This window comes from Arthrobacter sp. NPDC057388 (genome assembly GCF_042668165.1).
GTDB lineage: Bacteria > Actinomycetota > Actinomycetes > Actinomycetales > Micrococcaceae > Arthrobacter.
Window position 1 is genome coordinate 1 of the sequence record NZ_JBHVBL010000105.1, and the last position, 1591, is coordinate 1591.

Annotated in this window: 2 protein-coding genes; one reads left to right on the forward strand and one right to left on the reverse strand. The window is 62.7% G+C overall.

The genetic code is table 11. The features are described from left to right. Nucleotides 1–221: 221 nt before the first annotated feature. On the reverse strand, nt 222–515 hold the full coding sequence (locus tag ACFUTU_RS21395; protein ID WP_377967960.1) for an HPr family phosphocarrier protein: 294 nt from the start codon (nt 513–515) through the stop codon (nt 222–224). A 177-nt stretch (nt 516–692) separates the two neighbouring features. Between ACFUTU_RS21395 and ACFUTU_RS21400 the strand changes: the two genes are divergently transcribed. Next, the gene (locus ACFUTU_RS21400; protein WP_377967962.1) at nt 693–1502 is read left to right on the forward strand and encodes a GntR family transcriptional regulator; all 810 of its coding nucleotides are present in this window, start codon (nt 693–695) and stop codon (nt 1500–1502) included. The last annotated feature ends 89 nt before the right edge of the window (nt 1503–1591 follow it).

Below are 1591 nucleotides of genomic sequence, written 5' to 3' on the forward strand. Positions count from 1 at the left end.
GCATATAATTCCTTTTAGGCTTCTGCATAATAAACGGCAGACTGACACAAAATACAGCTGATCTGAAAAAAAAGGAGGAATTCGGTTTGGATCAGTTCAATCAGCAGCAGCAATCCCAAATGAACAAAGGTATTCCTGGCAAACCGCATAAAAACCACGGCGGACATGAAATGTTTGCTGCCGCTGTTGGGGCAGCGGCCGTTCCTGTACGCCTGGCGGCCTCAGCTGGCCTTCTGCGACGCCAGCAGCTCAACGAGGCCCGTAAGCGCGTCCTCGGCGTCGCCGAGGCTCCTGCCGTCGGGCAGAGCCGATTCCTTAACCGCGAGCTCGACCTCGCACCCGTAATTGAAGTCGGCGGTCATGACCTCGAGCAGGGAACGGGCGTCAACGGCGTCAATGCCGTCCTTGCGGATGGTTACCGGTAACCCTGTCTCGGTGACGGCACGGACAAACACCGCCGCCGGCCGGGCGTGCAGGCCGATGGCCGCAGAAACTATTGCCTTGCGAACGGGCAACTGGACTCCTTCATGTCGGACGGTAAGGCACAGTGGGGGGAAGCCGCCGTCGTCTTCTGTTTTGTTCGTCCTTAAGAATATCGGCCCCGCAGCCCGGCTGTTGGCCTGCGCTGCACAGCGAACCTGTGTGGTCTAGACCTGCAGCCTCGTTGGCTTACCCTTGAACTGTGAGCATGCATGACAGGAGCGGCCGGCGTGGCAGCTAAGTTGGCCGGCATTGCCGGTGAAATCGACAGGACCAGCGGGACGCCTATTTATGTCCAACTCCGCGAGATACTCCGGAGCTACATCGCAACGTCATGCCCGCCAGGCTCGGCGCTGCCCTCGGAACGTGACCTGGCCGAGCGTTTTGGCCTCGCCCGGATGACCGTCCGCCAGGCCATCGACGCACTGGTGGGTGAGGAGGTCATTGAGCGTGTGGTTGGCCTCGGAACGTTCGTCCGGAAGCCCAAGCTGGACCTGCAGGTCAAGCTGACCTCCTACAGCGAGGAGATGCAGCGCCGTGGCATGGTGCCAGCTGCCAAGGTGCTGAGCTTCGAGCAGATCGCCGCCAGCGCCTTCCTGGCCCGTGAACTGCAGCTTGAGGAGGGAACACCCCTGGTGCGGTTCCGGCGGCTCCTGCTGGCCGACAACGAGCCGATGAGCGTGGATGAGAACTTCATCCCGGCCCACCGGGTGCCGGGGCTGCTCGACGGCGAGCCGCCCACCTCCCTCTACAACGTCCTGAGCGAGCAGTTCGGCCTGGTCATGGAATGGGGCGAGGACATGATCGAGGCAACGGCAGCGTCGCCGTCCACCGCCCGTCTGCTTAACGTCGAAATCGGCGCGCCGCTGCTGAAGATCCAGCGGCACGCCTTCGTGGCCCGCGCCATGGTGGACTACTCCGTGTCCTACTACCGGGCCGACCGGTACAAGCTGTGGGTCCCGCTTCAGCGGCCCGGCGTCCGGCCCACCCGCAACTACGCGTCGGGTTACCGGCAGCAGTAGGCAGCCGGCGCAGCTGCCGGCTGCAGGTGCAGGCCTCTTCGTTAGCCACACATATTCCGTACACAGAAGAGGCCCGGTCCTGGTGGACC

What these genes read in the sequence shown, in the direction of transcription:
- ACFUTU_RS21400 (WP_377967962.1), top strand. Translation starts at nt 693, where the DNA reads ATGACAGGAGCGGCCGGCGTGGCAGCTAAGTTGGCCGGCATTGCCGGT.